The organism is Nocardioides bizhenqiangii, from assembly GCF_034661235.1.
Classification (GTDB): domain Bacteria; phylum Actinomycetota; class Actinomycetes; order Propionibacteriales; family Nocardioidaceae; genus Nocardioides; species Nocardioides bizhenqiangii.
This window is the reverse complement of record NZ_CP141059.1, coordinates 1238024-1263530: the sequence shown is the minus strand read 5'-3', so window position 1 is coordinate 1263530 and position 25507 is coordinate 1238024. Positions and strand designations below refer to the sequence as shown.

The window sequence follows — 25507 nt, the reverse complement described above, 5'->3', positions numbered from 1 at the left end:
ACAACGAACCGGGGCCGGGAAGGTGACTACCTCCGCCGGAGGCGGACGACCGTGTCCCGGACCTGCATCGGGCCGTCCGGCATCTGCTGCTCGCGCACGGGCGCGTCGACCACCTCGGGCTCCCAGTCGTCGGAGGCCCCACCCTCCACACCGAGGGCGGCCAGCACCTGCTCGGGCGGGAACATCAATCCGCGGCCGTGCGACTCCCGAGCACCGGTCTCTACGTCGTCGGGGTGGTGGGCGACGACGAGCAGCCGGCCCCCGGGCGCCACGGCTGCGGCGAGCCGGCGGTAGACATCGTCGAAGTCCTCGCGCGGCACGTGCATGAAGTGAGCCGAGACCAGGTCGAAGCCTTTGGTACGGCGAGGAGCGCGTGGCGGGCGGTCGGACAGCACGTCGTACTCCCCCACCCTGACCCGGCGGTCGACACCGCGCTCGATCGCGTGCTGCGCCGTCCGGTCGAGCGCCACTCGGGACACGTCGAGAGCGGTGACGTCCCAGCCCTGCTCGGCGAGCCAGATCGCGTCGGCGCCCTCGCCGCAGCCGATGTCGCACGCGCGGCCGGGGGTCAGGTCGGCGGTCTGCTCGACCAGCCGCTGGTTGGGCTTCCCGCTCCAGACCCGCTCGCTGCCGCCGTACCGCTCGTCCCAGAACTCGCGAGTCAGCGCCTGGCGCAGCTCCTCCAAGGTGGCGTCGTCGTGGTGATGCTCGTGCGTCATGCCGACCACTCTGCCGCTTCATGTCGACCTGAAGGCAAGCGGAATCCTTGGATCGGTGGCGCGCGGCCTTAGGTGCGTGGCCGGCCCCGATGTAGCCGACCCCTGTGCGGGAGAAGTCTGAGGTCATCACGAACCGCCCGATCCCAGGGTTTCCCGAAAGGCATCATCATGAGCACCAGTCAGTTCTCCGGCCCCCGCCGCCGCACCGCGGCCCTCCTGGCCGCCGGGGCCGTTGCCGCCGGCGCCCTCGGCCTCCCGCCCGCGCCCGGCCAGGCCGCCGGGTGGGACGACTCCTTCACGCTCGCGGCCGACAACTCCGGCTTCAGGAACGTGTCGGTCGTCAGCACCGGCGCCGGCGACGCGGTCGCCCTGTGGATCGACGGCGACACCGGCGCGGACCGGGTCCGCGCCCGCGTAGCCGTGGACGGGACGTGGGGCCCCGCCACCTGGGTGTCCCCTCAGGGCGTCGACACCGAGTACGTCGAGGTCGTCGCCAACGACGACGGCGACGTCGCCGCGACCTGGGTCGCGCAGTACGACGGCGTCAACTGGAAACCGCGCGGCGCCCGACTCGAGGACGACGGCACCTGGTCACCGGCGATCGACCTGTGGCACACCGCGGCGACGTACGACTCGGTGTCGTCGGCCATCGACGGCGACGGCACTCTCCACGTAGCCTTCCGCGCCGCCGTTGCCGGCAAGGAGACGGTCCAGGTCCGGACGTGGGAACCCGGCCTCGCCACGACCGGCAAGGCCATCGCCACCGAGTTCGGGGCATCGGTGTCCGTCGACGCCAACGAGGCCGGCCAGGCGGTGCTCGCCTATGGGACCGACGAGTCCATCGACGGCGTCTACGCGGCCGAGTTCACCCCCGGCGGCGGATGGAACGAGCCCGAGCAGGTCTCGTTCCTCACCGCATCCGCTCGCGACCCTCAGGTCGTCATCGACGGAGCCGGGCGCAGCACGATCTTCTTCAACGGCAAGGTCGGCGACGACTCCAGCGACTGGCGCGTCCACGCCACGACCGAGAACCAGGCCGGGACCGGCTGGACCGGCCTCGGCGTCATCTCAGCCCCCGGCAAGACGACGTCGTTCCTCTCGGCCGACACCGACGCGACCGGTCGCACCCTCGTCGCCTGGCAGACCAACGTCGACGGCTTCTACGACGCCGCCTACGCGGCCCGGCCGAGCACCGGCGGCGCATGGGGCCCGGCGACCTCGCTCAACGTGCCGGACCACAGCTGGATTTACCTCTACCCCGAGGTCAGCGTGAGCGACAGCGGGACCCAGCTCATCGACTACGTCTCCGGCGGCACTCGGATCACGAAGTACCGCACTCATCCGGCTCTGAGCTTCTCCACGCTCAACCACGGCGCGGGCTATGACGAGGTCAGCTACCGGATCGAGGCCGACGTCGACAACGCGGGCAACGCCGCGCTGATCGGGTACTGGGACCCGGCGGTGGGCTTCGACGAGATCCGCGCCCGGCTCCTCGACCGCGCCGGCCCGACGACTACCCTCACCGCGCCGCTGCCCAACACCACGAAGGGCACCGCGATCCGGCTCGCCTGGACGGCGGCCGACGAGGTGTCCGGCGTCAAGACGACCGACGTCTCGGTGAAGTCGGCGGCGTGGAACCAGGCCGGCTTCGGCCAGAGCACCAACGCGGTCGACGACTCGGTGGTGGATCACGCCAAGTACACGGGGACGCCGGGCTCGACGTACTGCTTCATCGCCCGCTCCGTCGACAACGTCAACAACCTGGGCGCCGGCTCGCCCGAGCGGTGCACAACCCTGCCGGTCGACGACGCGTCCCTGGTCGGCCCCGTCTGGACGCGGGTCTCGGACGTCACCGGTCACTACCTGACGACCCTCAGCACGACCAAGACGAAGGGTGCCAGGCTCGTCCTCAACGGCGTCAAGGCGAAGCGGCTGGGCTTGGTGATCCACCGGTCCGCCAACGGCGGCAAGGCGGTCGTCAAGCTCGGCACCGAGGTCCTGAGGACCGTGAACTTCAAGGGCACCGGCAAGCGACGGGTCGTCAAGCTGGCCACGTTCGACGAGATCCGCTCCGGCAAGGTCGTGATCAGGGTGGTGACCGAGGGCAAGCGCGTCGCCGTCGACGGCCTGTTCGTCGCGAAGTGACGGGACAGCTCGGCACGGCATAGCGGAACTCCGTGCGGCCGGTCCTGAGGACCGGCCGCACGGCCGTGTCGGGGTGTACTTCGGGCGGTGCCCCCGCTGGGGTTCGAACCCAGACTGAATCGCTTTTAAGGCGACTTCCTCTAACCGGTTGGGATACAGGGGCGAGTCGGCGCTGCCGTCAGCAAGTCTCGGTCATAAGTACGTCTGGCGGGGGTGTACGGCGTGCGCGCCGGCGACCCGGTCGAGGAACAGCAGCCCCTGGCAGTGGTCCATCTCGTGCTGGAGCGCCCGGGCCTCGAACGCGTCGGTCGCGACCGTGACCTGCTCACCGGTGCCCGGCAGCTGACCGGTGACGACGAGCCGGCTCGCGCGCTTCACGTCGCCGGTGAAGTCGGGGACGCTCATGCACCCCTCGCGGGCGCGGTCGTTGCGGCTCGCCTCGACGACCTCGGCGTTGCAGAGCACGAAGGTGCCGTGGTGGGTCCGGGCCTTGGGGTGCGCCGACACGTCGACGCAGAAGAGCTGCGCGGCGATGCCGACCTGCTGCGCGGCCAGCCCGACGCAACCGGGGCTGACCCGCATCGTCGCGACCAGGTCGGCCGCCAGCTGGACCCACACCGGATCGGCGGGGTCGACGCGCGCGCCGGCCGTCGCCAGGACGGGGTCCGGCGCGCGCACGACCTCGAGAACCCGACCCGCCAGGTCGAGCTCGGCCTCGGTCCACGCCGCCAGCCGGTCGCTGTCCGCCTCGCTCACAGGTCGTCGGCCTCGGCCGCCCGCAGCGTGGCAGTGACTCCGACTCCGTGAGCAGCGGCCTTGATCGCGGCCTCGACGGCTGCGGCGTCGGCGCCGGCCGGGAGGTCGAGCTCGGCGACGAGCAGGTAGAGGTCGCCGGCGAGCCGGGTGGTCAGGTCGGTGATGTTGCCTCCGGCGGTGGCCACCTCCCCGACGACGGCGGACACGATGCCCGGCCGATCGCCGCCGTGCACGGTCAGCACCCACGAGCTGCCCCCGGTGCCCGGCGTCGGCTCGTCGGTCACGGGGCGGACGGCCACGTCGAGGTCACCGTCCGCGGTCAGTGGCGCGAGCGCCTGCTCGATGTCGCGGGGGCCGACCGGCCCGCTGGCACCCTCGGTCGAGCACAGCAGCATCATCGCGAAGTGCCCCCGGAGCAGGGTCATCGTCGAGTCCTCGATGTTGAGCCCGAGACCGGCGAGCCCGTCGGTCGCCGCGGCGATGATCCCGGGTCGGTCGTGGCCGAGGACGGTGACGGCGTACAAGGAGGTCATGCGCAGCATCCTCCCAGGCAGCGGCCCCGAGCCCGAGCTCGCGAGGGTTCGGATCAGGCCGCGGGTCGAGTGCGCCGACGGGGATGCGCCGCGAAGCAAGCGACCCCGTGGCGAGTATCGAGACCAAATCAGTCGATCGAGACCTCGACGTCGACCGACCCCTCGTTGTCGCCGTACGCACCCGGTGTGCCGTAGAACCCGTACGCGTCGGCGAAGCCGACGTAGAGGGTCGTCGCGTCCTCGGGTACGACGACCTCCTGGACCTCGCCGTCGCCGGTCTCGCCGTCGCCGATGAAGAACGGCTCGCCGAGCCCGGGCTCCTGGGTCGTCTCGTCGTCGGCGCCGCTCAGGTCGACCACGGCGTCGTCGGGTTGCGTGGGCTGGTCGTCGCCGACGAACACGCCGACGACGAACAGGGTCCGGTCGGCGAAGGTGACGCCGGCGATGCCGTTGAACGCGGTGATGCCGGTGGAGCCGAAGGAGATGTTGCCGCCGTCGGGCGACTCCGGCTCGCAACCGCTGCACGCGGACAGCTCGCCCTCGACCGACGGGAACGAGACCGTGCCGGCGCCGTCGACGTCGACCGACACGGGCCGAGTGCCGGGGTCGCTCAGCTGGGCCTCCATCTCCTCGCTGGCGCCGGCCAGGTAGATGTCGGACGTGGCGGGCACCTCGACCGTCTTCGTCTCGCCACCCGTCAGCAGGATGACGGCCGCAGCGGTCCCGGCGACGCCCACGGCGCCGGCAGCGACCGCCGCGCCGAGCTTGACCGCGAGACCCTTGGAGATCCCGCCACCGACCGCGTGCGAGGTGTGGCCCGCTGCTTGGACGCCGCCGCCGGCGACTCCCTGGCCGGTTCCGGCCGCGCCCGACGCCGAGGCTCCGCCTGCGGCCGCCGGTGTGCCCGCGCCCGGCGCCGCGACGCCTCCCAGCACTCCGCCCTGCGGCGTGACCACGCCACCGGCGGCAGCGACCTGCCCGCTCGCGCCCGTGCCTGCCACCGAGGCGGCGCCGCCCGCTGCCCCGCCGGCGCCGGCACCGCCCGTTCCGACCGCGCCCGCGCCGAGCCCGGCCGCACCGCCGGCGGCAGCGCCCGCCGCGGACGCCCCGCCCCCGGTGGCCAGCACGAGGACCGGCACCGCACCTGCGACGCCCGCCGCGCCGGCCAGGCCGGCTGCGACCCTCCAGTCGGCGCCGTGCCGCTGCTCGGCGAGCTGGTCGACCGCCGCGACCATCGCCGCAGCCGATCCCGGCCGCGTCGCCGGATCGGCCGCCAGCACCGGCCCGAGCAGCCAGGCAACGCCGGGATCGAGGTCCGCCACGCTGGGGGGCAGCGTCGGCTCACCTCGGAAGAGGTGCGCCAGGAGCGCGCCCGCGGAGTAGAGATCGCTGCGGGCGGTCGGCGGCTGCCCCGTGAGCACCTCGGGGCTGGCGTAGGCCCGGTCCGCGGGTCCGTCGACGAGGCGCACGGCGCCGTCGTCGTTCACGAGGACCGTCGCCGGGCCGACGGCGCCGCTGACGCCCCCGGCCTCGTGCAGCCGGGCCAGCTCCGTCAGCAGGCCGCGGCCCACCGCCAGCACCTGCGGCTCGGTCAGGCCTCGGGCTGTGCTCATGTTGCGGGAACCTACGCTCGGCGCGACCGCCGCGCAGACGTTTCGGCCGAGTCGGCCGAGTCGGCCGAGCCGGTCAGTCGACCAGCGACCAGGCGATGCCGTCGAGGATGTCGGTCTCCGCGACCGTCACCGTCTCCACCGTCGTCCGACGCAGCACGCGGGACACGATCAGCGCGCCCGCGTCGATCACGTCCGCGCGACCGGGGTGCACGTAGCCCAGGGCGAGCCGTTGCGCGCGGGTGGCGTGGACCAGGTCGTCGACCGTGCCGTGGACCGCCTCGATGTCGAGCACCTGGCCGTGGATGACGTCCCGGTCGTAGGCCCGCAGCCCGAGCACGCCGGCGGCGACCGTCGTCACCGTGCCGGCGATGCCGATCACGGCCGCGGCCGCTGCCGGGTCGACGGGGCATTCGTCGAGCGCGGCGTCGATCGCACTCACGCAGGACGCGATCTGCTCCTGTGTCGCGGGGTCGCCACCGAGGCACCGCTCGTGGAGGCGCACCGAGCCGATGTCCATGGAGTACGCCCTGAGGGCGTCGTCCTCGTCCCCGGTCGGGCGCTCGCCCAGGATCAGCTCCGTGGACCCGCCGCCGACGTCGAGGACGAGGACGGGATCCGGGAGCAGGTCGGTGCCCCGCAGGGCACCGTCGAACGCGAGCCTGGCCTCCTCGTCGCCGGACAGGACCTCGGGCTCGATCCCGAGCCGGGCCCGGACGCCGGCCGTGAACTCGGCCGCGTTGTCCGCGTCCCGGGTCGCCGACGTGGCGCAGAACCGCACCCGCTCGGCGCCGTGCTCGGTGATGAGCGCGGCGTACTCGTCGATGGCCGCGAACGCCCGCGCCAGCGCTTCCGGGGCCAGCCTGCCGGTCGCGTCGACGCCCTGCCCGAGCCGGACCATCCGGCTCTCCCGCACAGCGACGTCAGGCAGGTCGCCGACGAGGAGCTTGATCGTGTTCGTCCCGCAGTCGATGGCGGCGACGGTGGTCGGTTTCGAGGCTCCTCGCTGCACTCGTCGCACCTCAACCACCGGAGGGAGCCTCGGGCGTGACGCAGGGACCCGTCTCCCACCAGTCGCCGAGCAGCTCGAGCACCTCGTCCCCGAGCGGGTTCACCCCCGGCCCCGCGGCCAGGGAGTGGGCAGCAAGGACGTGCAGGCACTTCACCCGGTCGGGCATGCCGCCGGCCGAGATGCCCTCGATCTCCGGGACCTCCAGCCCGGCCGACTCACCCACCGCGGCCCGGTCCGCCAGGTAGGCGACGTGAGCGAGCCGATATGCCTCCGCGAGGCCGGGGTCGGACGTGAGCCGGTCCTGCATGGTCCGCATCAGGCCCGATGCCTCGAGGGTGCCGATCCGCGAGTTCACCCGCGGGCAGGTCAGGTAGTACGTGGTCGGGAACGGCGTCCCGTTCGGCAGTCGCGGCTCGGTCGTCACCACGTCCGGGTTGCCGCACGGGCAGCGGTGCCCGATCGCGTGGATGCCGCGCGGCGGTCGGCCGAGCTGCGCCGCGATCACCGCCTCGTCCGCAGAGGTCACGAGGTCACGCCCTAATCCTCCGACCCCACGATCCGCTTCTGCGGGGGCGGCGGGATCTCGGTCGGCGGGTCGCCGGCGACCTTGACCGAGGACCACACGCCGTCGTACCACGCCGGTGCCTCGTCGTCGCCGGACGACGACGGGTCGTCGAGCTCGGCGTCGGTCAACGGGTCGCCGTTGGCGTCGACGACCACGAACGGCGTCTCGCCCGGCAGCACGTAGCCCAGCTTCCGGGCCTCCTGCATGACGAACGCCGGGTCCTTGCGGCGGTCCGTCTCACGCTGGAGCTCGTCGATCGCCGACTCCTTCTCCTCGATCAGCGTCTCGAGGTCGTCGATCTGGTGCCGCTGCTGCAGGTAGGCGCGCAGGGACGACGCGTAGGACACCGCGAGGACCGCGAGGACCAGCACCAGGATGGCGGCGCGGCCGGTGAGTCGCGACCGGTGCCGCTCGTCGGCACGGACCCGGGCGACGGTCGCCGCGCGGTCGCGCTCGGCACGCTTCCGCTCCGGACGTCCGGCAGCGCCGGGTCCGGAACGGGCCGGTCGGCTCGGTCGACCCGACCTCTTCGCAGGGGTACGACGGTCGCCGGGTGTGGCAGCCACGCGATCCCCCTTCGGTCGTCCGGTCCTTCGGTCCTGGTCAGCCCTGGTAGCGCGGGAAAGCCGCGGCGCCGGCGTAGCGCGCGGCGTCGCCGAGCTCGTCCTCGATCCGGAGCAGCTGGTTGTACTTCGCCACCCGCTCCGACCGGGCCGGCGCGCCGGTCTTGATCTGGCCGCAGTTGGTCGCGACCGCGAGGTCGGCGATCGTGGTGTCCTCGGTCTCGCCCGAGCGGTGGCTCATCATGCAGCGGAAGCCGCTGCGGTGCGCCAGGTCGACGGAGTCGAGGGTCTCGGTCAGCGAGCCGATCTGGTTGACCTTCACCAGCAGCGCGTTGGCCTGGCCGCCGGAGATGCCGCGCTGCAGTCGCTCGACGTTGGTGACGAACAGGTCGTCGCCGACCAGCTGGGTCTTGCCGCCGAGCGCGTCGGTGATCGCCTTCCAGCCGTCCCAGTCGTCCTCGTCGAGCGGGTCCTCGATGCTCACGATCGGGTACGCCGCGACGAGCTCGCCGTAGTAGGCGATCATCTCGTCCGCCGACTTCTTGACGCCCTCGAACGTGTAGCCGTCGTCGTAGAACTCGCTGGCTGCGACGTCGAGTGCGAGCCCGAAGTCCTTGCCGAGCTCGTAGCCCGCCTTGTCGATCGCCTCGGCTATCAGGTCGAGGGCGGCGCGGTTGGACTCGAGGTCGGGAGCGAAGCCGCCCTCGTCGCCCACGCCGGTAGCGAGGCCGCGGCTCTTCAGCACCGACTTCAGCGCGTGGTAGACCTCGGCGCCGGTGCGGAGTGCGTCGCGGAAGGTCGGTGCGCCGATCGGCGCGATCATGAACTCCTGGACGTCGACGTTGGTGTCCGCGTGGGCACCGCCGTTGAGGATGTTCATCATCGGCACCGGCAGCAGGTGGGCGTTGGGGCCACCGATGTAGCGGTAGAGAGGGAGGTCCGCGGAGTCGGCAGCCGCGCGGCCGACCGCGAGGGAGACGCCGAGGATCGCGTTGGCGCCGACCTTCGCCTTGTTGGGTGTGGCGTCGACGTCGATCATCGTCTGGTCGATCAGCCGCTGGTCGGCGGCGTCGAGCCCCTCGATCGCCGGGCCGAGGGTGTTGATCACCGCGCTGACGGCGTTCTGGACGCCCTTGCCGAGGTAGCGCTCACCGCCGTCGCGGAGCTCGACCGCCTCGAAGGCGCCGGTGGACGCGCCGCTCGGTACGGCCGCGCGGGCGAAGGACCCGTCATCGAGGAGCACCTCGACCTCGACAGTGGGGTTGCCGCGCGAGTCGAGGATCTCGCGGGCTCCGACGGCTTCGATCGCTGCCACGTCTGCGCTGCTCCTGGGTAGTCCGGTGCGTACGTCGACTGAGCCTAGCCGCGCGTGGCGCTGGGTTCGGGCACCACCCACCGGGCGAGCCGCCTACCATCGACGAGTGCACGACCTGCTCGACCCGTGGAAGAACCCGGTGACCTATGCGGTCCCGTTCTTCCTGCTGACGATCGCCATCGAGCTGGCGGCGCTCAAGTGGCTCGACCACGAGAGCGACGACCGACCACCAACGGGCTACCAGGGCAGGGACGCCCGGACCAGCATGGGCATGGGCGCGATCTCCCTGTTCTTCAGCCTGGCGCTGAAGGTCGGGTCGTTCTTCGTCTACATCGCGGTCTTCGAGTACGCGACGCCCGACGCGTTGAAGATGCCGACCGACACCTGGTGGTACTGGGTCCTGCTGATCGCCGCGGTCGACCTCTCCTTCTACCTGTCGCACCGGTTCGTCCACCGCGTCAACATCGGCTGGGCCGCCCACCAGGCTCACCACTCCAGCGAGTACATGAACTTCGCCACCGCGCTGCGACAGAAGTGGAACCCCTGGTTCGAGTTCGTCTTCTGGCTGCCGCTGCCGTTCCTCGGGTTCTCGCCGTGGACGATCTACGTCGCGTTCGGGTTCAACCTGATCTACCAGTTCTTCACGCACACCGAGGTGATCGGAAAGCTGCCGCGCCCGATCGAGCTGGTGATGAACACGCCCTCCCACCACCGGGTCCACCACGGCTCCGACCCTGAGTACCTCGACAAGAACTACGCCGGGATCCCCATCATCTGGGACCGGATGTTCGGCACCTTCGTCGAGGAGAAGCAACGACCGAAGTACGGCCTCACCAAGCCGGTCGGCACCTACAACATGATCAAGCTGCAGTACGGCGACTACGCGAAGATCGTGCGCAACGTGCGCGCGGCGCGGAGCTGGCGGGACCGGCTCGGCTACCTCTTCGGCCCGCCGGGATGGGAACCGCGGCAGAAGACGCTCAGCCCCGCAGGTGCTGACTGAGGTCGCCGGCGGAACCGCTCACGCGTCGAGGCCGAGCTCGGACATCCGCTCCGAGTGGCGCTCCGTCAGTCGCGTGAACATCCGACCGAGCGCGGCCAGGTCCATCCCGGGGCGGTCGACCCCACCCACCAGGAACGCGGTCAGCGCGTCGCGCTCGGCAGCCACTCGCTGCGCCTGGGTGAGCGCCTCGCCCATGATCCGGCGGCCCCAGAGCGCGAGGCGGCCCCCGAGCGGCGGGTCCGCCGCGATCGCGGCCCGGATCCGGTCGGCCGCGAGTGCGGCGTGCTGGCCCTCCACGACCGAGGAGACGACGAGGTCGCGGGTGTCGGCGTCCAGGTAGGCCGCGATCTCGCGGTAGAAGTCGCGCGTGAGACTGTCGCCGACGTAGGCCTTGACCAGTCCTTCGTACCAGTCGGAGGGCGCGGTGTGCGCGTGGAACTCGTCGAGCGCCTCGTGGAACGGCGCCATCGAGGCGAACGGGTCACCGCCCAGCTGAGTGATCCGGTCGATGAGCGGCTGCACCTTGGCCAGCTCCGCCCCGGCCATCTGCGCGAGCGCCAGCCGGTCCTCCAGGGAAGGCGCCAGCTTGGCGTCCTCGACGAGCCGCTCGAAGGCGGAGAGCTCGCCGTACGCGATGACGGCGAGGAGGTCGACGACGGCTTCGCGGTAGGCCGGGTCGCTCAGGGCCACGGAGAGCTCGGCGGTCGCCGCGCCGTCGGATTCAGCCATGCGGGCAGGGTACCGATACCATGGTGTCAGCGAGCCAATGCTCCCGGCGCTCAACGGATGCGCCACGTATGTGCGCGGCTGAGTGTGAATCAGCCGCAACCCGATCTGAACTCGGCCCAGGCTGAACTCACTCACGAAAGCGACAAGAAGCTGACTAGCGACACGACCCCCGAGACCAGCACCGCCACTGCCGCCGAGGGCACCAAGCCCACGTTCCGCGACCTCGGCGTGCTGCCCCAGATCTGCGACTCGCTCGCGGAGGCTGGGATCGTCCACCCGTTCGCCATCCAGGAGATGACCCTCTCCGTCGCGCTGATGGGCACCGACCTGATCGGTCAGGCGCGCACCGGCACCGGCAAGACCCTGGCCTTCGGCATCCCGGTCATCCAGCGCAGCGTCGCGCCGGGCGACCCCGACTACGCCGAGATCCCGCAGGGCAAGCCGCAGGCGCTGATCGTGGCTCCGACGCGGGAGCTCGCGATCCAGGTCTCCAACGACCTCCACCTCGCCTCCCGGGGCCGCGGCATGCGCGTCCTCACCATCTACGGCGGCGTCGGCTACGAGCCGCAGCTCGAGGCGCTCGAGACCGGCGTCGACATCGTGGTCGGCACCCCCGGCCGGCTGCTCGACCTGGCCAACCGCAGGGCCCTCGACCTCTCCCACGTGCACGCGCTGGTGCTGGACGAGGCCGACGAGATGCTGGACCTGGGCTTCCTGCCGGACGTGGAGCGCCTGCTAAAGCAGACCCCGGAGACGCGGCAGACGATGCTGTTCTCCGCCACCATGCCCGCCGCGATCGTGGCCCTCGCCCGGACCCACATGCGGCACCCGATGAACATCCGTGCCGAGTCGTCGTACGAGAACGCCACGGTGCCGGCCACGGCGCAGTTCATCTACCAGGCCCACGACCTCGACAAGCCGGAGATCATCGGCCGCATCCTGCAGGCCGTCGACGCCGACAAGATGATCGTCTTCACCCGCACGAAGCGTCAGGCGCAGCGGATCGCGGACGACCTCGCCGAGCGCGGCTTCAAGGCCAGTCCCCTGCACGGCGACATGGCGCAGGTGGCCCGGGAGAAGGCGCTCACCAAGTTCCGCGAGGACAAGATCAAGGTCCTGGTCGCCACCGACGTCGCAGCCCGCGGCATCGACGTGTCCGGCGTGAGCCACGTGGTCAATTACACCTGCCCCGAGGACGACAAGACCTACATCCACCGGATCGGCCGCACCGGCCGCGCCGGCGCCTCGGGCATCGCGATCACGCTCGTCGACGCCACCGACGTGCACCGCTGGAAGATGATCAACAAGGCACTCGACCTGCCGTTCGACGAGCCGCTCGAGACCTACTCGACCTCCGAGCACCTGTTCCACGACCAAGGCATCCCGCCGGGCACCAAGGGCCGGATCGTCCCGCCGGCCCCGGTGGAGCGCAAGCCGCGCGAGGAGCGCGACCGGCCGCCGCGGACCCAGAACCGCGACCGCAGCCGCACCCGCACCCGTGGCGGTCAGGCGGCCGGCGCCGCCGGTGGCGACAAGAAGCCCGCCGCCGTTACGTCCGACTCCGCGACCGGCTCCGGCGAGCGCCCCGCCGGCAGCGGCAACCGCAACCGCCGTCGCCGGCGCAGCCGCTCGGGTGGCCAGGGCGGCGGCGCGCCGCAGTCCACCGCCACCGCGGAGGCCTGACACAGGGATCGGACGGCGTCCTACGCCCGCCCGTCGAGGAACATCCGCAACCGCGGGCCGGGGTCCTCGCCGGGGACCATGCCGTTGGCGAACCGGCAGGCCCAGCCGAGCCGGAGGGCTGCGTCGACCGCGTCCAGCAGGTCGTCGCGCGTGAGGTCCGGGTAGGCCGCGGCGTACGGCGCCAGGTAGGCGTCGCGGAACGGCGCGAGGTCGACCGAGTCCTCGACGTCGTCGAGTCCCCAGGAGATCTGGCCCTCGAGGGTGACCGACAGCGTGAAGAACGGGTGCGAGACGCAGGCGTCGCCCCAGTCCATGACCAGGTGGGTGCCGTCCTTCACGTAGACCTGCCCGTCGTGCAGGTCGTCGTGCTGCAGGGTCTCCCGGATGCCGAACGCCGCCAGCCGGTCGCAGAGCTCCCGGACGTACGGCGTCGCCGCGCGGAACCGCGGCTCGACATCGAACTCCCTCGCCTGCCGGTCGTAGGTGTCGGGGAGGGTCGCCAGCCGCAGGTCCGGGACGCCGAGCGCCAGGAGCTCGTCCACCGAGTCCTCGCAGGCGATCTGGATCTCGGCGACCGAGCGCAGGACGCCGAGCCAGCGGTCGACCGACCCGTCCTCCGGCAGCACCTCCCGCAGCCGACGGCCGGCGTCGGCCATCAGCATCCAGCCGCGGTCGAGGTCGGCCGCCAGCAACGGCGGCACGTTCGCGGGGTGGCGCTCGGCGAGCAGCGCGGTGATCCCGGCCTCGTGCCGGAGCGACTGGTCGTTGGCCTTGAACCACACCGCGCCATCCGCAGTCGGCACCCGCAGGACGGTCGACCACTTCATGACGTGCGGCTGCTCGATGTCACCGGTCACCGCGAGCCCGTGACCGGCGAGCTGTTCGTCGATCCACTGCCGCGCCGACTCCAGGAAGCGGGGCTCGGTCCATCGGGCGGCATCCATGCTCACAGCTCCCCCACGTCGGCGCGAGCGGCGCGCTCGGCCATCGCGTGCTCGTCGGTGCGGTCGTCATAGGACCAGAAGTCCCGCAGCCACAGCGCGGTCAGGGCGACCGCACCGACGCAGGCTGCACCGCCGCTGGCCATCGCGCCCCGCACCGTCCACAGGTCGGCGGTGATCCCGGCGCGGACCTGGCCGCCGAGCGGGCCGATCGAGTACGACAGCATCTCGATCCCGGCCAGCCGCCCGCGCATCGACTCGGGGATGGTCTGGCTCCACACCGTGCCGCGGAAGATCCCCGAGATCATGTCGGCCGCACCGGCGAAGGCGAGCATCACGACGACCAGCCAGAACGACGGCATCAGCCCGGCGACCGCCACGAAGGCGCCGTACGCCGCCGCCGCGACGACGATCGCCCGGCCGTGGTGGTGGAACCGGGTCGTCCAGCCCGACAGCAGGGTCGCCACCACCGCGCCGATGGTCTCGGCGGAGTAGAGCAGCCCCAGCAGCTCCGGACGTTCGAAGACCTCCTCGGCCAACGCCGGGAACAGCACGACCGGCAGCGCCATCAGCATGCAGGCGATGTCGACGAAGTAGGTCCCGAGGAGGTCACGCCTCCCCAGCGCGTAGCGCATGCCCTCCCGGATCGCGGCGAGGCTCGGCGGCGTGGTCTCGGCCCGGTGGGGGTAGTGACGCATCAGCCGGTAGAGCACGGTCGCCACCAGCAGCCCGGCCACGTCGACGACGAAGCACCAGCCGATCCCGGCGTAAGCCACGAGCAGCCCGCCGAGCATCGGGCCGGCGAGCACGCCGATCTGCATCCCGAAGCTGAAAAGTGCGTTCGCCGCGGCGAGCTCGCCGTGCGCCACGGTCCTCGGCATCAGCGCTTCGCGGGACGGCCGCTGCATCGCCGCGGTGCTGACCAGGAACGCCGCGACCACGAAGATCAACCAGACACTGGGGTCGTCACGGAACGCGTTCCAGGCGAGCACGGCGGTCAGCAGCGCCTGCGCCACACCGAGCCCGACCAGGAGCCTGCGCCGGTCGACATGGTCGGCGAGGGCGCCGCCGTACAGCCCGAAGACGACGAGAGGCACCAGCTCGACGAGTCCGATGGCGCCGACGGCGAAGTTCGAGCCGGTCAGCGTGTAGATCTGGAACGGGATGGCGACGTAGCTGACCATCGCGCCGAAGTAGAAGACGGTGCCCGCGACGAGCAGCAGCCGGAAGTCGCGCGAGGACCGCCACGGGGTGAGGTCCATCCGCAGCGCGCGCAGGCGATCGGCCCAGCTCATCGGCTCTTCACAACCCGCAACGATGACAGCCGACGACCCGCCGCACGAGCGATTTTGGGCGCCGCGGCCTCAGGCGGTGACGACGACGGTCGTCCCGATCGGAGCGAAGTCCCACAGCGCGACCGCATCGGCGGTGCGCTGGCGGACGCATCCGTGCGAGAGCGGCGTGCCGAGCTCGGCGGCCGTCTGCACCGGCGCGCCCTCGTCGACCGGAATGGTGTGGAAGCCGATCGCGGCGCCGGCGTCGCCGTGGGTGAAGCGGACGAAGTACTCCATCGTGCCGGAGTCGTCGATGCCGACCGCGTAGCGCGACTTCGAGAAGACCTCGTAGGTGCCGGGGTCGAGGTTGTCGTAGGCGCTCCCGGACACGAGGTAGGTGCGGATGACCCGCTCCGACCCGTCGACCAGCCAGACCCGCTGCTCGCTCTCGCTGAAGACGACCCTGTGGCCGGTGCCCGAGTCGGCGGGCAGCGCGGGCTCGCCGGCGTCCGCGGCCGACCGCTCACCCTGCCGGCTGGCTCCTACGCTCAGCGGGACCTGCCGCGCCGTCTGCCGGGTGGTGGTCCGCTCGTCGCCGCTCGCGCGGTCGCCCGTGCCCTCGGCCGTTCCCTCGGCCGTGCCCTCGGCCGCGCTCGCGCCGGGGTCCGGCTGGTCCTTGGCGACGGACGGCTCGATCGCGCCGGAGGCGGCGCTGGCGTCCTCCGGTCCGGACGGGAGCAGCCCGAAGCCGCCGAGCACTGCGACACCGGTGACCGTCGCCGCCGCGGTGAAGGTGACGATCCGTCCGTACCGCGGCCGCACGTCCGCGCGCCGCTTCCCCGGCGGCTCGGCACGCCGCCGGCCGGGCTGTGGCGCCCGGTGCTGCCCGGGCTCTCGGACGTGCTTCACGGTCGCCGGGCCGCCCGCTTGATCAGGTTGCCGGCGACCTCGCGGTAGGCCTGGGCGCCCTTGCTGCTGCGGCTGGTGGCCAGGATCGACCGCCCGGCGGCGGGCGCCTCGGCGAACTTGATCGTCTTCGGGATCGGCGGCTCGATGACCTCGAGGTCGTAGGTCTCCGAGATGGTGTCGAGAACGGCGCGCGCGTGGTTGGTGCGGCCGTCGTACAGCGTCGGCAGCACTCCCCACACCTCGAGGTCGCGGTTGGTGAAACGTCGTACGTCGTGGACGGTGTCGAGCAGCTGGCCGACGCCGCGGTGGGAGAGGGTCTCGCACTGCAGCGGCACCAGGACGCCGTCGGCGGCGGTGAGCGCAGCGACCGTCATCACCCCGAGGGACGGCGGGCAGTCGAGCAGGATCCAGTTGTACGAGGTGCCGGAGGACGCAAGGTCCTCGATGACACCGCGGATCACGTGCTCACGCCCGGTGCGGGTGAGCAGGTCGGCCTCCGCCCGCGCGAGCTCGATGGTCGCGGGCAGGAGGTCGACACCGTCGTCGGTCTCGAGGATCACCTCTGACGCGTCGATGCCCTTGGTGAGCACGTGGTGGACCGAGATCTCGAGGTCCTCGGGGTCGATGCCGAGGGAGAACGTCAGGCACGCCTGCGGGTCGAGGTCGACGAGCAGCACCGACTGGCCGAGCTCGGCGAGCGCTGCGCCGATCGATGCGACACTCGTCGTCTTCGCGACGCCGCCCTTCTGGTTGGCGACGGCGAGGACTTGGGGGCGGGGGTCCCTTTTGCTCATCGAGGGACATCATGCCGGACGCGGTGGCGTGGTTGGGTGACCGACCTGGCTTCCCGACCTGTTTTACTGGGCACCATGTCGACCTCCCTCGTCACCGGCGCGACCGCCGGGATCGGCCACGAGTTCGCCCGACAGCTCGCCGCCCGCGGCGACGACCTGGTCCTCGTGGCGCGGGACACCGCCCGGCTCGAGGAGGTCGCCGCCGACCTGCGCTCGGCGTACGGCATCGAGGTCGAGGTGCTCACCGCGGATCTCACCGACCCCGAGCAGCTCGGCACGGTCGAGGCTCGGCTCTCCGACCGCGACCGCCCGGTGGACCTGCTGGTCAACAACGCGGGGTTCGGGCTCAAGGGCGGCTTCCTCGACAACGACATCGACACCGAGCAGCGGCAGCAGGACGTCCTCGTGCGGGCCGTGCTGCGGTTGAGCCACGCGGCGCTCGGGGGCATGGTCGAGGGCGGCCGGGGCGGCGTCATCAACGTCTCGAGCGTGGCCGCGTTCCTGCCGCGCGGCACCTACAGCGCCGCGAAGGCGTGGGTCAACAGCTTCAGCGCCTGGGCGCACGGTGAGTACGCCGACCGCGGGGTGAAGGTGATGGCGCTGTGTCCCGGCTTCGTGAAGACGGAGTTCCACCAGCGGCTCGGCGTCGACCGCGACTCGTCCGCACCGAAGGCGCTGTGGCTCGAGGCCGACCGTGTGGTGCGCGACGCGCTCGCCGACTTCGACCGGGGCAGGGCGTTGTCGATCCCGAGCAAGCGCTACAAGGGGATCGTCACCGCCACCCGCCTGGTGCCCCGCCCGGTGCTGCAGCGCTTTCAGTCCATGGGCCGCAAGTAGCCCGAATCGACAAGAATGGTCCGTCGAAATGACAACGACGGCCGGGGCGGGTCGCCATGTCTGTCATCTCGAGCGACCATTCTCTTCGATTCAACCTTCGCCGGCGATGAAGGCGCGGACGGCGTCGGCGACCAGCTGTACCGCGATCGCCGACAGCAGCAGACCGGCGATCCGGGTCACCAGCAGGACGCCGCCCTCGCGGATCACCTTGAGGATCGGCAGCGAGTAGCGCATCGCGGCCCAGAGGGCGAGGTGCACGCCGACGATCCCGAGCGCGACCGAGGTGAGCTCCTGGGCGTCGTCGATCCCCTTGACGAACAGCATCGTCGCGACGATCGCGCCGGGCCCGGCCAGGAGCGGCGTGCCGAGCGGCACCAGGGCGACGTTGGCGTCCTGGTTCGCCGTCGGCTCGCTCTCGTTGCCGGTGAGGAGCTCCAGCGCGACGAGCAGCAGGAGCAGACCGCCGGCGCACTGGAGCGCCGGCAGCGAGATGTGGAGGTAGGTGAGGATCTGCTGCCCGAAGAACGCGAAGGCCGTGATCACCAGGAAGGACACGCCGACCGCCTGCCACGCGTACCGCCGCGAGGTCGCGGCGCTGCGGCCGCTGGTGAGGGTCAGGAAGATCGGCACGGTGCCGACCGGGTCCATGATCACGAAGAGGGTCACGAAGACCTCGACCAGGAGCACGCCGTCGACGATGTTCACGACTGCACCTCAGGGCCCACGATCCTCGTCGGGGACCCGAGCTCGGCTGCCCGCGCGACGATCCGCTCGAGCTGGTCGGGCGCGGTGGTCTCCACCCCGAGGTGGTGGTCGACCTTGCCCGTGCCGTGGTGGTCGCTGGACCCGGTTACCGCCAGCCCGAGCCGGGAGGCGATCGCACGCAGCTGCTCGCGCTGGCCGGCATCGTGGTCGAGATGGTCGACCTCGATCCCGAACAGCCCGGCATCGGTCAGCACGGCGAACGCCTCCTCGTCGAGCACGTCGGCGCTCCCCCGTCCCCACGGGTGGGCCACGACCGTCACGCCGCCGGCGTCGGTCACGACGCCGATCATCCGCACGAGATCGGCGGCGTACCGGTCGACGTACGCCGGCCGCCCCTGGGCCAGGTACTCCTCGAAGGCCTGGTCACGGTCGGCCACGACGCCGAGCCGCACCAGCAGGTCCGCGACGTGCGGCCGACCGGTCGCGCCCGCGTCGACGGTGACCTCTGCCAGCGCGACCTCGGTCGCGCCCTCGATCCCGAGCCGGCGCAGCCGGGACAGCATCGCCGGCACTCGGTCGTCACGGCCCTGGAGGATCCGCTGCAGCTCGCCGACCAGCGCCGGATCCTCCGGATCGGGCAGGTAGGCGAGCAGGTGCACCCCGGAGCCGCGGAACCGAGTGCTGATCTCGATCCCCCGCACCAGCGCGATCCCCACCGACCGTGCGGCCACCGCCGCCTCCGCCCATCCGGCCGTGATGTCGTGATCGGTCAGCCCCAGCACGTCCAGACCCGCTGCCGCGGCAGCCTCCACCAGCTCCGCCGGCGACTGGGTACCGTCGCTGACCCGTGAGTGGGCATGAAGGTCGATCCGCACTCGAGCAGGCTAGTGCTACAGCTCCTGCGCCTCGCGCGGCCGACCGTGGCCTCGCGGGTCACCAGGGCGGCGCGGGACCGCCGAACGGCAGTGCGACCAGCTGCGGGCCGGACTCGGAGACGTCGCGGAGGATCCAGTCGTCGCGCAGCAGCAGGATCGCCGAGGCCGGGCGCAGGACGATCCACAGCCAGCGACCCTCGGCCTCACCGACGACGACCGACCGGTCCCACTCCCCGTCCGACCCGCTCACCGACACCGGCCAGAGACCCACCGGGAAGCTGCCGATCCGCACCTTGACCGTCGCCGGACCGTCGCCGACCTCCTCGCCCGGGTCGATCCGGCCGTGCGGCCCCAGGCCCGCGATCCGCGCACCCAACCCGGTGCCCGGCTCCTCGCTCACGACGATGACGTCGACCGGTCCGTCCAGCGCGCTCGTGCCCGAGACGCAGGTCATCGTGGCGCGGGCGTCGCGGCCGTCGGCGGCGACCGACGCGAAGTCGGTCACCGTCCAGCCCGGCCCGAGCGGCCAGGGCAGGTAGGTGGGGAACACGCCGGCGTGGCCCAGGTGGGCGGCGAAGTCGTCGTACGACGCCGAGTCCGGATGCCACATCGGCACGACCACTCCGTGCTCCGGGCAGTTCCACCCGCCGTCCCCGGTCTCGGCGACGGGGGCCGAGCAGCGCGGGCAGCCGACGCGGAGAGACATGCGTCACACCGTGCTGCGCCGCGGCTCACTCGTCAAGGCAGCACGCGCGGCGGCCGCTGACGGAGTCATCTACGCATTCCACCGGAGGACGACCGGAGACTCCCGCTCGAAGCCGAGCGCGGACACCGTGGCCGTGTCGAGTCGCAGCAACCGGCCGTCCTCGGCAGGCAGGCCCAGCCATCGCGCGGCGAGCACACGCAGCGAGTGTCCATGGGCGAAGGCGAGCGTGCGTCCGCCCCCTTCGCGGGCTCGTTCCACGACCCGGTCGAGCCGCGCCGCGACCTCCGCAGCGGTCTCGCCGGCGGGCGACGGGTGGCTCCAGACCGTCCAGCCCGGGACCGTCGCCCGGATCTCGGGCGTGGTCAGCCCCTCGTAGTCGCCGTACGCCCACTCGGCGAGGTCCTCGGTGACCTCGGCATCCGCGAAGCCGGAGAGCTCTGCGGTGTGCCGCGCGCGTCGGCGAGGGCTGGTCAGCACCAGCCGGAAGTCCACCGCCGCCAAACGGGCCCCGAGTGCGCGGGCGGTCTCCTCCCCCTCGGGCAGCAGGGGCATGTCGGTGGTCGACGTGTGCCGACCCGCGTTGCTCCACTCGGTCGCACCGTGCCGCACCAGCCAGAGCTCCGTCGCCGTCATGGGCACAGCCTGCCAGCGAGACCTGCCGCGCGCCGTGGGCGGAACCACCGACCCGCCGTTACCGTCGTACCACCATGAAGATCCTGCTCAGCGCGGCCGCCACGGCCGTCACGCTCGCCGTCCTGTCCGGCTGCAGCGGCGACGACGACCGCGAGACCGCGACCGACACCGCAACCTCCGGGACGACGACCGAGTCGACCGAGCCGACCGGCGAGCCGACGACCGGCAGCTACCCCGAGTTCGACGCCGCCGACTACTCCTTCGTGCTCGAGCAGCTGTGCTACTGCCCGATCTCCGGGCCGGTCCGGGTCACCGTCGAGGACGGTGAGGTCACGTCCGCGGTGATCACCAAGGGCGGCCAGGGGATGAAGAAGGGCAGCGACGCTCCGGAGTACCTCTGGCTGACGATCAACGACGTGATCGCCCGCGCCAACGACACGGAGGCCGCGCAGGTCGACGTCGACTGGCCGGACGGCCAGGACTGGCCGCGCACCGTGGCCGTCGACCAGGTCGCGAACGCCGTGGACGACGAGGTCACCTACACCATCAGGGACGTCCAGGTCTCGTGACGGTCGCCAGCGCGACCTCCTCGACCGGCTAGTCAGCGGGGCATGAGGGCCCAGTAGTCCAGGTCGAGAAGGACGCCGTCGGCGTACTCGCCCTCTTCCTTCCGCAGGGTCATCGACTCGTCCCTGCCCTTGGTCGCGACCAGCCGGAGCCGGAGGGCGCCGACGCTGTCGCTGACCTCGGCGCTGTCGAGGACCTCCGACCAGGCGTAGACGGTGTCGCCCGCGAACGCCGGCGCCACGTGCGAGCCGCCGTTGACGGCGGCGATGAGCTGAGCGTTGGCGAGGCCGTTGAACGAGAGCGCCCGCGCCATCGAGATCACGTGGCCTCCGTAGATCAGCCGGTTGCCGTCGGGCCGGGCCTCGGTGTTGAAGTGCACCTTGGCGGTGTTCTGCCACAGCCGCGTGGCGAGCATGTGCTCGGGGTCCGTCAGCGTGACGCCGTCGACGTGGTCGATCGTCTCGCCCACCGCGTAGTCGTCGAAGCGGTGGGGCTCACCTGCGGCGACGAAGTCGTAGGACGAGAAGTCGAGACCGGCCGGGATCACCAGGTCCTCGGGGGCCAGCGGCTTCTTGAGATCGGGCAGCACGGTCTCCGGCGCCTCGAGCCCGGTGTCCCGCTTGTGGACCATCACCCAGCGGCACCAGTCGAGCGCCACCTCGCCCCGCTGGTTGGTGGCGGTGGAGCGGACGTAGACGACGCCGGAGCGGCCGTTGGAGTTCTGCTTGAGGCCGATCACCTCGGACTTCGTGGACAAGGTGTCGCCCGGGTGCACCGGCTGGTGGAAGCGGAGCTCGGCGTAGCCGAGGTTGGCCACCGCGTTGAGCGAGATGTCCGGGACCGTCTTGCCGAAGGCGATGTGGAAGGCGATCAGGTCCTCGACCGGGTGCGGCCCTTCAGCCGAGCACAGGCCGACGGACGCTGCGAACATCTGCGAGCTCGGGACCGCGAACCGGGTCGGGTACAGGGCGCCGTACAGCGCGCGGTCGCCCTCGGTCACCGTGCGCGGCGTCGAGTGCTCGATCACCTGACCGACGGCGAAGTCCTCGAAGAAGTTGCCCGCGTTCGTCTTGCTCACGGGCGGTCATTCTGCCGGTATTGCGGCAGCCGCGATCAGGAGCCCCCGCCGCCGGCCTTGCGGCGGTGCATCTTGGGGGCGCCACCGACGACCTCGGAACCGTGCGCCTTCTCGGGCGCGGGGCCGTCGGCGTGGACGCCCTTCTCCTGGTGGTTCTTGCGGTCGAGCGCGGCCCGCATCTTCGCCTTGAGGTCTTCGTTGGGGTCCTGCTCAGCCATGGTGCTCTCCTCGCGTGCGTTCGGAGTGGTCTGTCCACCCTGACATGCGGGCCAAGGGCGGGAAAGCGAATATGGGGCCTAGGGGCGCGCCCTAAGCGCCCTTCTTGTCCCGACGGCTCTTGCCGAAGGGGTTGGGACCGTGCCCGACCTCCAGCGTGCCGCGGAGCGTCTCGAGCAGCGCGTCGTCGCAGCTGCCGACCACGAACTCCGCCAGCCCCCGCAGCGCGGCGTCGGACGCGGCCCGGTCGTCGCCGGTGATGACCTCGTAGCGCGTCTCGTGCACCCGGTCAGGGCGCGTGGCGCGCAGGTGGTCCTGGATCTCGATCACCCGGCGGATCGCGGCCATCGCCGCGTCGGCGTCCTGCCGCTGCCAGAACCCGGAGCCGACGACCTGCTCGATGTCGCGGGAGTTCAGGACGTACTTCGCGCCCGGGCAGACCTCGTCGAGCCAGGCGAAGAACGGCTCCGTCTCGTCGGGAGCGACCTGGTGCCAGAGCACCTCCTTGAACCCGATCCGGTCGTAGTCCTTCTGGTCGTGCTTGCCGAGGATCCCGCCGACGACCAGCCGCTGGGCGCTGCGGACGAACCGACCACGGGTGAGCGCGTTGATGCCGAAGAAGGCGTTGGAGGCACGGTGCGCCGACCTTCCCTTGCGCTTCTCCCGGATCCCGTCGGCGGCCTGCCACGCGCGGAAGAGATGCTGGACGTAGAGACCGTTCTCTCCGCGGACGAGTGTCCTCGGCATCGCGTTGAGGATGCCCTGCACCAGCGTCGACCCGGACCGGCCGTAGGTCACGACGAAGACGTAATCCACCCCGGGATCCTCGCACAGCGCGCATGGCGACCACCGCCGCCTTCGGCTGGGCGGTCGCGCGGCCCTCGCGACGTTCGGCTGCGTCGCGGAGTCTGGCACGCTAACGGGCGTGACAGATCACCCGGGACGCCGTCGGCTGTGGATGCATGTCGGCTGCAGCAAGACCGGCACCTCGTCGTTGCAGGCGGGGCTGTGGATGTCGGTGGAGGCGCTCGCCGCCGAGGGTGTCGGACTGCCGTTCGTCGGCCGGCCCGCCCACATCGCGGGGCTGCTGCGGCCGCTGGGCTGGCGGCCGGTCGACGGTTTCGCCGATGACCACCGGCCCAAGGCGCTGGGCCAGGTCCCGGCGACCATCCGGGACACCGGGGGCGACGTGCTGCTGGTGAGCAACGAGGACCTGGCCGAGGCCCGATCCGAGGACGTCGACGCGATCGCGACGCTCTGCGCCGAGGCCGAGGTCGACCTCCACCTGGTCCTGACCGTGCGCGACTGGGCCCAGCAGTTGCCGTCGGACTACCAGCAGTTCCTCAAGCACCGGCTCGCCGACAGCTACCCGGAGTTCCTCGATGACGTCCGGGAGCGGCGGGGACCCTGGGCGGACCAGTTCTGGCGCCGACAGGACCCGGTCGACATCCTCGACCGCTGGGGACGGGCCGCGGACGCGTCGCGGACGCACGTGATCGTCGTCCCGTCGTACTCCCAGGACCCCGACGGGGTCTTCAACCTGATGGGAGAGGTGGTGGGCTTCCCCAGCGCAGTGGTCAACCGGCCGAAGGGATCGGTCAATGCCTCCTTCGGGGTCGTTGAGTCCGAGGTGTTCCGCCGGGTCAACGCCGCGCTGGGCGACCGGCTGCCCGACTACAAGCGTGACTACATCGATGCCGTGCGATGGCCGTTCGCCAACGGCGTCCTCGCCCGCAGCGCGAGCCCGAGGCTGACCCTCCCGCCGGAGCACCTCGACTGGGTGCAGGAGGTCGCCCGCCGCGGCGTCGCCACGGTCCGCGAGCGGGGCTACCGGGTGCACGGCGACCTCGACGCCCTGGTCCCGGACGAGACCAGCGCCCGCCCCCTTCCGGCGTACGACGAGGCCGCCGTCGCTGAGGCGTCGATCACAGCCCTGGCCAACTACGCCGCGGGCACAGCGCGGCGCAAGCGCTCCTGACGTCTCGCCCGCGAGCCTGGAGGCGGTCGAACGAGCTACTCGCGGGTACAGTCCGATCGCCCCTGATTGACATCCGTGCCGGAGCGAAAGAGGAACCGATGCCCCGCCTGTGTGAGACCGATGGCCTGACCGAGGACCAGACCGAGATCCTCAAGGCCGTCCGGGTGTTCGTCGACGAGCAGATCATCCCGGTCGCCCAGGAGCTCGAGCACGCCGACGAGTACCCCACCGAGATCGTCGAGGGCCTCAAGGAGCTCGGCGTCTTCGGCCTGATGATCCCCGAGGAGTACGGCGGACTCGGCGAGTCCCTCCTCACCTACGCCCTGTGCGTGGAGGAGATCGCCCGTGGCTGGATGAGCGTCTCCGGCGTCATCAACACCCACTTCATCGTGGCCTACATGGTGATGCAGCACGGCACCGAGGAGCAGAAGCAGAAGTACCTGCCCCAGATGGCCACCGGCGAGATGCGTGGAGCGTTCTCGATGTCCGAGCCCGGCCTCGGCTCCGACGTGTCCGCGGTCGCCACCAAGGCCACCAAGCAGGACGACGGCAGCTACTCGATCACCGGCCAGAAGATGTGGCTGACCAACGGCGCCGAGTCGCGGCTGGTCGCGACCCTCTGCAAGACCGACGAGGGCGCCGACTCGGTCTACAGGAACATGACCACCTTCCTGATCGAGAAGGAGGCCGGCTTCGGCGAGACCGCTCCCGGCCTGAGCATCCCGGGCAAGATCGAGAAGATGGGCTACAAGGGCGTCGAGACCACGGAGATGATCCTCGAGGGCCACGTCGTCCGCGCCGACCAGATCCTCGGCGGCGAGACCGGCAAGGGCTTCTACCAGATGATGGACGGCGTCGAGGTCGGCCGCGTCAACGTCGCCGCCCGCGCCTGCGGCATCGCGCTGCGCGCCTTCGAGCTCGGCACCGCCTACGCCCAGCAGCGGCACGCCTTCGGCAAGCAGATCGCCGACCACCAGGCCATCCTCTTCCGCATCGCCGAGATGGCGACCAAGGTCGAGACCGCGCACGCGATGATGGTCCGCGCCGCCCGCATGAAGGACCGCGGCGAGCGCGTCGACGTCGAGGCCGGCATGGCCAAGATGCTCGCCTCGGAGTTCTGCAGCGAGGTCGTCGACGCGTCCTTCCGGATCCACGGCGGCTACGGCTACTCCAAGGAGTACGAGATCGAGCGCCTCTACCGCGAGGCCGCGTTCATGCTCATCGGCGAGGGCACCTCCGACATCCAGAAGATGATCATCGGTCGCGCCATCCTGAAGGAATACAAGCTCAAGGGCTGAGAGCTGAGGGCTGAGGGGGCAGCCCTCCCGGATCCAGGCCTTCCCAGCCGATAGCCTCGACCC

27 protein-coding genes and 1 tRNA gene are annotated in these 25507 nt (G+C 71.4%); 7 read left to right on the top strand and 21 right to left on the bottom strand.

Translation table 11 applies throughout. The features are described 5' to 3' along the window. Window positions 1-26: 26 nt before the first annotated feature. On the bottom strand, window positions 27-719 hold the full coding sequence (locus SHK19_RS06250; protein WP_322458379.1) for an SAM-dependent methyltransferase: 693 nt from the start codon (window positions 717-719) through the stop codon (window positions 27-29). Between the two features lie 168 nt (window positions 720-887). On the opposite strand from SHK19_RS06250, the gene SHK19_RS06245 reads away from it, so the two are divergent. Continuing rightward, a complete protein-coding gene (locus tag SHK19_RS06245) occupies window positions 888-2864 on the top strand; it encodes a hypothetical protein (RefSeq protein WP_322938127.1) in 1977 nt (658 codons plus the stop codon). Window positions 2865-2952: 88 nt separating this feature from the next. Here the strand turns inward: SHK19_RS06245 and SHK19_RS06240 are convergent. The 8 genes from SHK19_RS06240 to eno form a co-directional block, all read right to left on the bottom strand. Beyond that, window positions 2953-3027, bottom strand: a tRNA-Leu gene (locus SHK19_RS06240). A 29-nt stretch (window positions 3028-3056) separates the two neighbouring features. Further along, window positions 3057-3620 (bottom strand): peptide deformylase, encoded by a 564-nt coding sequence (def, locus tag SHK19_RS06235; protein WP_322458377.1) that lies wholly within the window; start codon window positions 3618-3620, stop codon window positions 3057-3059. Continuing rightward, complete coding sequence (locus SHK19_RS06230; protein WP_322458376.1) at window positions 3617-4153, bottom strand: glycine cleavage system protein R; 537 nt, start codon at window positions 4151-4153, stop codon at window positions 3617-3619. The genes def and SHK19_RS06230 overlap by 4 nt, the downstream gene beginning before the upstream one ends. A 128-nt stretch (window positions 4154-4281) precedes the next feature. Further along, window positions 4282-5766, bottom strand: coding sequence for a protein kinase family protein (locus SHK19_RS06225; protein ID WP_322938126.1), 1485 nt, complete (start codon window positions 5764-5766; stop codon window positions 4282-4284). 73 nt (window positions 5767-5839) lie between these two features. Further along, entirely contained in the window at window positions 5840-6775 is a 936-nt protein-coding gene (locus SHK19_RS06220; RefSeq protein WP_322938125.1) for a Ppx/GppA phosphatase family protein, read from the bottom strand. A 10-nt stretch (window positions 6776-6785) separates the two neighbouring features. Next, a complete protein-coding gene (locus SHK19_RS06215) occupies window positions 6786-7301 on the bottom strand; it encodes a DUF501 domain-containing protein (protein WP_322938124.1) in 516 nt (171 codons plus the stop codon). Between the two features lie 11 nt (window positions 7302-7312). Then, complete coding sequence (locus SHK19_RS06210; protein ID WP_322458372.1) at window positions 7313-7906, bottom strand: FtsB family cell division protein; 594 nt, start codon at window positions 7904-7906, stop codon at window positions 7313-7315. A gap of 37 nt (window positions 7907-7943) precedes the next feature. Beyond that, window positions 7944-9218 (bottom strand): phosphopyruvate hydratase, encoded by a 1275-nt coding sequence (gene eno, locus SHK19_RS06205; RefSeq protein ID WP_322458371.1) that lies wholly within the window; start codon window positions 9216-9218, stop codon window positions 7944-7946. Window positions 9219-9324: 106 nt separating this feature from the next. Here eno and SHK19_RS06200 point away from each other — a divergent pair, with 106 nt between their 5' ends. Continuing rightward, window positions 9325-10221, top strand: coding sequence for a sterol desaturase family protein (locus tag SHK19_RS06200; RefSeq protein ID WP_322938123.1), 897 nt, complete (start codon window positions 9325-9327; stop codon window positions 10219-10221). Window positions 10222-10239: 18 nt separating this feature from the next. Here the strand turns inward: SHK19_RS06200 and SHK19_RS06195 are convergent, their stop codons facing one another. Next, a complete protein-coding gene (locus tag SHK19_RS06195; RefSeq protein ID WP_322458369.1) occupies window positions 10240-10950 on the bottom strand; it encodes a ferritin-like fold-containing protein in 711 nt (236 codons plus the stop codon). Window positions 10951-11178: 228 nt separating this feature from the next. Between SHK19_RS06195 and SHK19_RS06190 the strand changes: the two genes are divergently transcribed. Further along, window positions 11179-12633, top strand: coding sequence for a DEAD/DEAH box helicase (locus tag SHK19_RS06190; protein WP_405030487.1), 1455 nt, complete (start codon window positions 11179-11181; stop codon window positions 12631-12633). Between the two features lie 20 nt (window positions 12634-12653). Here SHK19_RS06190 and SHK19_RS06185 read toward each other — a convergent pair whose 3' ends face one another. The 4 genes from SHK19_RS06185 to SHK19_RS06170 form a co-directional block, all read right to left on the bottom strand. Beyond that, entirely contained in the window at window positions 12654-13577 is a 924-nt protein-coding gene (locus SHK19_RS06185; protein ID WP_322458368.1) for a phosphotransferase, read from the bottom strand. A gap of 2 nt (window positions 13578-13579) precedes the next feature. Then, window positions 13580-14869: an MFS transporter gene (locus SHK19_RS06180; RefSeq protein ID WP_322458367.1), complete on the bottom strand. Its 1290-nt coding sequence runs from the start codon at window positions 14867-14869 to the stop codon at window positions 13580-13582. A gap of 69 nt (window positions 14870-14938) precedes the next feature. Further along, on the bottom strand, window positions 14939-15757 hold the full coding sequence (locus tag SHK19_RS06175; protein ID WP_322458366.1) for a L,D-transpeptidase: 819 nt from the start codon (window positions 15755-15757) through the stop codon (window positions 14939-14941). Further along, window positions 15754-16551, bottom strand: coding sequence for a ParA family protein (locus SHK19_RS06170; RefSeq protein ID WP_322458365.1), 798 nt, complete (start codon window positions 16549-16551; stop codon window positions 15754-15756). The genes SHK19_RS06175 and SHK19_RS06170 overlap by 4 nt, the downstream gene beginning before the upstream one ends. A gap of 75 nt (window positions 16552-16626) precedes the next feature. Between SHK19_RS06170 and SHK19_RS06165 the strand changes: the two genes are divergently transcribed. Further along, window positions 16627-17388, top strand: coding sequence for an SDR family NAD(P)-dependent oxidoreductase (locus SHK19_RS06165; protein ID WP_322938122.1), 762 nt, complete (start codon window positions 16627-16629; stop codon window positions 17386-17388). A gap of 90 nt (window positions 17389-17478) precedes the next feature. Here SHK19_RS06165 and SHK19_RS06160 read toward each other — a convergent pair whose 3' ends face one another. From SHK19_RS06160 to SHK19_RS06145, 4 genes are all read right to left on the bottom strand, one after another. Continuing rightward, window positions 17479-18093, bottom strand: coding sequence for a MarC family protein (locus SHK19_RS06160; protein WP_322458363.1), 615 nt, complete (start codon window positions 18091-18093; stop codon window positions 17479-17481). After that, on the bottom strand, window positions 18090-18968 hold the full coding sequence (locus tag SHK19_RS06155) for a PHP domain-containing protein (protein WP_322458362.1): 879 nt from the start codon (window positions 18966-18968) through the stop codon (window positions 18090-18092). Before SHK19_RS06155 ends, SHK19_RS06160 begins: the two co-directional genes overlap by 4 nt. A gap of 58 nt (window positions 18969-19026) precedes the next feature. After that, window positions 19027-19674 (bottom strand): DUF6758 family protein, encoded by a 648-nt coding sequence (locus SHK19_RS06150; RefSeq protein WP_322458361.1) that lies wholly within the window; start codon window positions 19672-19674, stop codon window positions 19027-19029. A gap of 69 nt (window positions 19675-19743) precedes the next feature. Further along, window positions 19744-20307: a histidine phosphatase family protein gene (locus SHK19_RS06145; protein ID WP_322458360.1), complete on the bottom strand. Its 564-nt coding sequence runs from the start codon at window positions 20305-20307 to the stop codon at window positions 19744-19746. A 74-nt stretch (window positions 20308-20381) separates the two neighbouring features. Between SHK19_RS06145 and SHK19_RS06140 the strand changes: the two genes are divergently transcribed. After that, on the top strand, window positions 20382-20876 hold the full coding sequence (locus SHK19_RS06140) for a DUF6174 domain-containing protein (protein ID WP_322458359.1): 495 nt from the start codon (window positions 20382-20384) through the stop codon (window positions 20874-20876). Window positions 20877-20908: 32 nt separating this feature from the next. Here the strand turns inward: SHK19_RS06140 and SHK19_RS06135 are convergent, their stop codons facing one another. The 3 genes from SHK19_RS06135 to SHK19_RS06125 form a co-directional block, all read right to left on the bottom strand. Beyond that, window positions 20909-21952 carry a MaoC family dehydratase gene (locus SHK19_RS06135; protein ID WP_322458358.1) on the bottom strand — a complete coding sequence of 348 codons (1044 nt, stop codon included), beginning with the start codon at window positions 21950-21952 and terminating at the stop codon, window positions 20909-20911. Window positions 21953-21987: 35 nt separating this feature from the next. Further along, the gene (locus tag SHK19_RS06130; RefSeq protein ID WP_322458357.1) at window positions 21988-22170 is read right to left on the bottom strand and encodes a DUF5302 domain-containing protein; all 183 of its coding nucleotides are present in this window, start codon (window positions 22168-22170) and stop codon (window positions 21988-21990) included. Window positions 22171-22261: 91 nt separating this feature from the next. Beyond that, complete coding sequence (locus tag SHK19_RS06125; protein ID WP_322458356.1) at window positions 22262-22984, bottom strand: sulfotransferase; 723 nt, start codon at window positions 22982-22984, stop codon at window positions 22262-22264. Window positions 22985-23093: 109 nt separating this feature from the next. On the opposite strand from SHK19_RS06125, the gene SHK19_RS06120 reads away from it, so the two are divergent. Together SHK19_RS06120 and SHK19_RS06115 are read left to right on the top strand one after the other, a co-directional pair. Further along, window positions 23094-24146 carry a hypothetical protein gene (locus SHK19_RS06120; RefSeq protein WP_322458355.1) on the top strand — a complete coding sequence of 351 codons (1053 nt, stop codon included), beginning with the start codon at window positions 23094-23096 and terminating at the stop codon, window positions 24144-24146. A gap of 98 nt (window positions 24147-24244) precedes the next feature. After that, complete coding sequence (locus SHK19_RS06115; RefSeq protein WP_322458354.1) at window positions 24245-25444, top strand: acyl-CoA dehydrogenase family protein; 1200 nt, start codon at window positions 24245-24247, stop codon at window positions 25442-25444. The last annotated feature ends 63 nt before the right edge of the window (window positions 25445-25507 follow it).